The sequence below is a fragment of the Neisseria sp. P0001.S005 genome, from assembly GCF_051963715.1.
Genome location: NZ_JBQCTZ010000217.1, coordinates 1 through 5,467, shown reverse-complemented (window position 1 = coordinate 5,467; position 5,467 = coordinate 1). Strand labels below are relative to the sequence as shown.

Sequence of the window (5,467 nt, the reverse complement as noted above, 5' to 3'; positions counted from 1 at the left end):
GCCTTTTGTGTAAAGTGTATTAAATTTGGGTACAATGTCGTTACATTAACTTAAAAACACAGAGAGAAAACATGTTGGGAAAATGGAATAAAAAATATTGGGCCGGCATGGGCGTGATTTTGGCGTTGACCGGCTGTACTTCCGTAGCGGATATGGTTGGCTACGATACTGCGACTTTAAATGAAGACGCGGCTAAAAGTTACTCACAAGTCATTCAAAAAGCGCGTGGTCAAAAAGCTTTGGATGTTTCATCTCCAACTGCTCAACGCGTTCAACGCGTGTTTGCACGTCTGCGTCCTCATGCTGAGCGCGCCAACAAAACCGGCGTGCCTTTCAACTGGCAGATGAACGTTATCCGCAGTGATGAAATGAACGCATGGGCAATGCCGGGCGGTAAAATGGCCGTGTACACCGGCATAGTAGAAAAATTGAAGCTGACTGATGATGAAATTGCCGCCGTTGTCGGCCATGAAATGACCCATGCTTTGTTGGAACACAGTAAAAAAGCTTTGGGCGGACAAGTATTGACCGGCTTGGGCGGTTCGATTTTGGCCAGCTCAACCGGTGTGGATGGTGATTTGGTCGGCTTGGGTGCAGATTTGTTGGCGACCAAACCGTTCTCACGTTATCAGGAAAGCGAAGCGGATGCCGGCGGTGTGCGTTTGATGGCTGAAGCAGGCTACAACCCTGAGGCAGCGGTAAGCGTGTGGGAAAAAATGAACAAAGTACAGGGCGGCAGCTCATTGGCTATTTTGTCGACTCACCCAACCAATCAGGCGCGTATCAATGCAATCCGCAAAATGTTGCCTGAAGTGATGCCGATTTATCAGAAAAACAAACGTTAATTTGACGTATTGATGATTTTGCCGGTTTGAACAGATGATTCAAACCGGCAAAGTTTTATGGTTTCAGCCTGACAGTTTGGCAAATTTATCCCAATTTGCCTGAACGTAGGCTGCTGCGGTTTCCAAGTCTTCGTCGGCAACATCATAATAATCGCCGTCAAGCTCTTCAAAATCGGGAAAAGCTTTGCGGATTTCGTCGAAACCCCTTTGCTCGTCTGCCATTTTTTCAATGGCTTCGCCATGTTTTTCGTACAGAGCTTTGGCTTTGTCTAAGATTTTTGGTATCGGTTTGATGCGCCAGCGGCGCAGGCTGTCGGCAACCGGATTGCCGAAGATGTATTCTCCGTATCCTGAAGCGATAAGCTGTACAAAGCCGCCTTCTTGAACCTGGCTGTCGAGGTAGCAAAGGGCAGTCAATGTATGCTGTTCGTCGTTGAGGCCGGACATTTCCTCGTCGCCTGCCTGTTCGGTGTGGTCCAAATAGGCTGCGCTGAGTGTATAAAGAAATGAAGCGGAATCGGAAGTATCGAAATCTTGAAGGCGGAGCAGGGTCGTCATAATCATCAAAGGCCGTCTGAAAAAAGTGATTATATAATGTTTTCAGTCTGAACCTAGCGGCCGTTTTGCTTTACAATATCGGAAGATAAGAAAACATAGTGAGGAACCAAACCATGAGTACACAGTCTGAAAAAAACGTTGTAGTCATCAAGCCGCAGGATTTGCCGCTGCATTGCTCCGGCCCTAATCATGAAACGTGGAACGGCCATCCGCGTGTGTTCTTGCCGATTCAGTCCAATAGTGAGATTGAATGCCCGTATTGTGGCACTTATTACCGTCTTGATGGCGAGATTCCGCATCACCATTACTGATCTATGCCTATGTTGAATAAAATTATCTGCGCTTTGTGCGTGAGTTTGTGCGCTGCGTGCGGCTCGTATAAGGCCGTGCGCCCTGATGCGCCGTTACCGGTCATTGCACAAGCGCAGACGTATTCTGTCCGTTATCAATCCGCACAAGGTCGGACGATTACTGCAATTTATATCAACAGCCACAGCCCGATGATGGTTGAGCTGCGTGAAGGCAATACGGTTGAGAAACTGGTGCAAGTCCGCTTGCGGAGTCAGGGCGTCGAGTACGCCAATCCGAGCTCGAGTTGGCAGATTGGCGATGGATTTGCCGTACTGATTCGCGGTGGGAAAGAAGCTGTATTTAAAGAGATTGTGGAATAGGGCGGTTTAGCCTTTAGCCAAATATTTGATTAAAGGTTTGGGCAAACCATAATCCGCCAAATGTTCCAATGATACCCAAAGGCCGTCTGAAAGATGTTCAGACGGCCTTTGTTGCGTCTGAAAAGGGGTAATCATCAATAAGCGGTGGGTCAGGCGGTGGGTAAACGTGGTTTGTTCTTCAAGGCCGTCTGAAACAATGCCGAAGTGTTCGGCGTAAGTATACAAATCGTCTAATTTTTCAAAACAGGGTACGCAATACAGACCGCCCCAAATGCCTTTGGCAGGGCGTTTTTCAAGCAATAATGCGCCGTCAGTGTGATGAATAATCAGCCAATAAAGCGGTAGGGTTTGCACTTCGGGAGCAGTTTTTTTGCGGGGCAGCTCGTCAATGCGGTTTTGTTTTTTTGCTTCGCAGATCTCTGCCATAGGGCATTGATGACACAAAGGTTTTGTCCGTTTACAGACGGTTGCGCCCAAATCCATCAGCCCTTGTGTATAGGCAGGCATATCGGTGTTTTCAGACGGCATCAGGCTTTCTGCAAGCGTCCAAAGCGCGTTTTCAAATTTTTTGTCTTGCGGATTTCCGTCTTGGGCAAAGACACGGCAGAGAACGCGTTTGACGTTGCCGTCCAAGATGGTTTCGCGTCGGTTGAAAGAAAAGGCAGAAATGGCGGCGGCGGTACTTCTGCCTACGCCGCAGAGCGTTTCCAAGTCTTTGCGATCGGATGGAAAGATACCGCCGAATTGTTCGACGACTTGTTGCGCTGCTTTGTGCAGGTTGCGTGCTCGGCTGTAATAGCCCAAGCCTGCCCACAAGGATAAAACCTCGTCTTGCGGCGCGGCGGCAAGCGATTGCACGGTTGGGAATGTGGCTAAGAAACGCGGATAGTAGTCCAATACGGTAGCTACTTGCGTTTGTTGGAGCATGATTTCTGAAAGCCAGACGGAATACGGGTCTTTGACCTGCCAAGGCAGGTTGTGGCGGCCGTGTTGGCGCTGCCAATCGATGAGTCGTCGAGCGAAGGATGTGGGTGTGTTCATTAACATTTGCTTTTTAATTATTTATTTTTAAAACAATATGTTACAATATAACATATGAAATAATAATCAGAATTGACTTATCTGGTGGAGGGGTATATAAATATAGTTAACGTGGATTTACGCTGTATTGTTAAAGTTTATTAACTGCTCAAGGAGATTCACATGAAAGCAATGGTTTATCATGGCGCAAACGACATTCGTTTCGAAGAAAAACCCCGCCCTCAAATTATCGATCCGACCGATGCAGTCGTCAAAATCGTTAAAACCACGATTTGCGGTACTGACTTGGGTATTTGGAAGGGTAAAAACCCTGAAGTTGCCGACGGTCGTATTCTCGGTCATGAGGGCATCGGTATTGTAGAAGAAGTCGGCGATGCTGTAAAAAACATCAAAGTTGGTGATAAAGTCATTATTTCATGTGTCAGCAAATGCTGTACTTGCGATAACTGTAAAATCCAACTTTATTCACACTGCCGCAACGGCGGTTGGATCTTGGGCTATATGATTGACGGTACTCAGGCCGAATACGTCCGTACGCCTTATGCCGACAACAGCTTGGTTCCACTGCCTGACAACGTCAATGAAGAAGTTGCCCTGCTGTTGAGCGATGCCTTGCCGACCGCCCATGAAATCGGCGTGCAATATGGTGATGTGAAACCTGGCGATACCGTATTCATCGCCGGTGCCGGCCCTGTCGGTATGTCTGCCTTGCTGACTGAGCAACTGTATAGCCCTGCCGCCATCATCGTTTGCGATATGGACGAAAACCGCTTGAAACTGGCGAAAGAATTGGGCGCGACCCATACCATCAACCCTGCTTCCGGCGATGTAAGCAAGCAAGTTGCCGACATTGTTGGCGAAGACGGCGTAGATTGCGCCATCGAAGCGGTCGGTATCCCTGCGACTTGGAATATGTGTCAAGACATCGTGAAACCCGGCGGCCATATCGCAGTGGTCGGTGTACATGGTCAATCCGTTGATTTCAAACTGGAAAAACTGTGGATTAAAAACCTTGCCATTACTACCGGCCTGGTTAACGCCAATACTACTGAAATGCTGATGAAAGCCATTTCCAGCAGCTCAGTGGATTACACTAAAATGATGACCCACCATTTCAAATTCAGCGAATTGGAAAAAGCTTACGATGTATTCAAGCACGCTGCTGAAAACCAAGCCATGAAAGTGGTTTTGGAAGCGGATTGATTTGAAAATCGCTTAATATGCCCTTAATTAAAGGCCGTCTGAACATTCAGACGGCCTTTTTGTATGATTTTATTTTTTCTTCAACCAAACGCCGCTTTCGATATGGTGGGTAAATGGGAATTGGTCGAATAGGGCGGCGCGTTCGATGGTATGGGTTTGACAGAGCGTGTCGAGGTTGGCGCGCAGGGTTTCAGGGTTGCAGGAAATATAGAGGACGTTGTCGAATCGGGCTACCAATTTGAGCGTCTCATCATCAACACCGGCGCGTGGGGGATCAACGAAAATAGTTGAAAAATCATAGTTTTTCAAGTCGATGCCTTGTTCTTGCAGGCGGCGGAATTCACGGTTTTGCGTGTAGGCTTCGGTAAATTCTTCAGCAGACAGGCGGGCGATTTTGAGGTTGGTAATTTGGTTGGCTTCAATATTCCACTGGGCGGCATTGACGGAAGTTTTGGAAACTTCGGTTGCCAGCACCTGATTGAAATGTTGTGAAAGCGGCAGGGTGAAATTGCCGTTGCCGCAGTACAGCTCAAGCAGGTCTTTGCCTAAGTTTTGCGCGGCATCACACGCCCAAGTCAGCATTTTTTGGCACACTTGGGCATTGGGTTGGGTAAAGCTGCCCTCGATTTGACGATAGCGGAAGGTCTTGCCGTTGACTTCTAATGCTTCGGTCACAAAATCTTGGCTTAATACGATTTTTTGTCCGCGGCTGCGGCCGATGATGTGGATGCCTAAATTGTGCGCCAGCTCTTGCGCGGTTTGTTGCCATGCGTCGTTCAGCTTCTTGTGGTAAATCATGGTAACCAGCATTTCGCCGCTTAAAGTGGACAAAAATTCGACGGCGTACCAGCGGTTTTTCAGCTCGGGATGATTGGACGCGGCTTCAATCAATTTCGGCATCAAGGCATTGATGGATTCGGACGCGGCAGGAAATTGGTCGCAACGGATCAGGCTTGCCCCGCTTGCCTTTTGTCCGCGCTCAAACATGGCATAAAACATTTCGCCGCCTTCATGCCAGATGCGGAACTCGGCACGCATTCTGTAATGCTGTTCCGGAGATTCAAAGACTTCGATTTCAGGAAAATCCAGTCCTTGGAAAAGTTGCTGAAGATATTGCTTTTTGTCGGCTAGTTGTTGCTGGTAGGCAGT

At 48.1% G+C, this 5,467-nt stretch carries 7 protein-coding genes; 4 read left to right on the top strand and 3 right to left on the bottom strand.

Annotated features, from left to right (window positions below; translation table 11 throughout):
- Positions 1–71 precede the first annotated feature (71 nt).
- The gene (locus tag ACTHSP_RS17290; RefSeq protein ID WP_049329845.1) at positions 72–845 is read left to right on the top strand and encodes a M48 family metallopeptidase; all 774 of its coding nucleotides are present in this window, start codon (positions 72–74) and stop codon (positions 843–845) included.
- A gap of 63 nt (positions 846–908) precedes the next feature.
- Here ACTHSP_RS17290 and ACTHSP_RS17285 read toward each other — a convergent pair whose 3' ends face one another.
- The gene (locus tag ACTHSP_RS17285) at positions 909–1,403 is read right to left on the bottom strand and encodes a DMP19 family protein (RefSeq protein ID WP_049352179.1); all 495 of its coding nucleotides are present in this window, start codon (positions 1,401–1,403) and stop codon (positions 909–911) included.
- Between the two features lie 113 nt (positions 1,404–1,516).
- On the opposite strand from ACTHSP_RS17285, the gene ACTHSP_RS17280 reads away from it, so the two are divergent.
- Together ACTHSP_RS17280 and ACTHSP_RS17275 are read left to right on the top strand one after the other, a co-directional pair.
- The gene (locus ACTHSP_RS17280) at positions 1,517–1,714 is read left to right on the top strand and encodes a zinc-finger domain-containing protein (protein ID WP_003745781.1); all 198 of its coding nucleotides are present in this window, start codon (positions 1,517–1,519) and stop codon (positions 1,712–1,714) included.
- Between the two features lie 3 nt (positions 1,715–1,717).
- A complete protein-coding gene (locus tag ACTHSP_RS17275) occupies positions 1,718–2,074 on the top strand; it encodes a hypothetical protein (RefSeq protein ID WP_049352126.1) in 357 nt (118 codons plus the stop codon).
- Positions 2,075–2,080: 6 nt separating this feature from the next.
- Here the strand turns inward: ACTHSP_RS17275 and mutY are convergent, their stop codons facing one another.
- Positions 2,081–3,115, bottom strand: a complete 1,035-nt coding sequence (gene mutY / locus ACTHSP_RS17270; RefSeq protein ID WP_049352129.1) for an A/G-specific adenine glycosylase — start codon at positions 3,113–3,115, stop codon at positions 2,081–2,083.
- 162 nt (positions 3,116–3,277) lie between these two features.
- Between mutY and ACTHSP_RS17265 the strand changes: the two genes are divergently transcribed.
- Complete coding sequence (locus ACTHSP_RS17265) at positions 3,278–4,318, top strand: zinc-dependent alcohol dehydrogenase family protein (protein WP_293193080.1); 1,041 nt, start codon at positions 3,278–3,280, stop codon at positions 4,316–4,318.
- Between the two features lie 69 nt (positions 4,319–4,387).
- On the opposite strand, the gene trmA is transcribed toward ACTHSP_RS17265, so the two are convergent.
- Positions 4,388–5,467: tRNA (uridine(54)-C5)-methyltransferase TrmA (gene trmA / locus ACTHSP_RS17260; RefSeq protein ID WP_440346534.1), on the bottom strand; the 1,080-nt coding region annotated here is incomplete at its 5' end.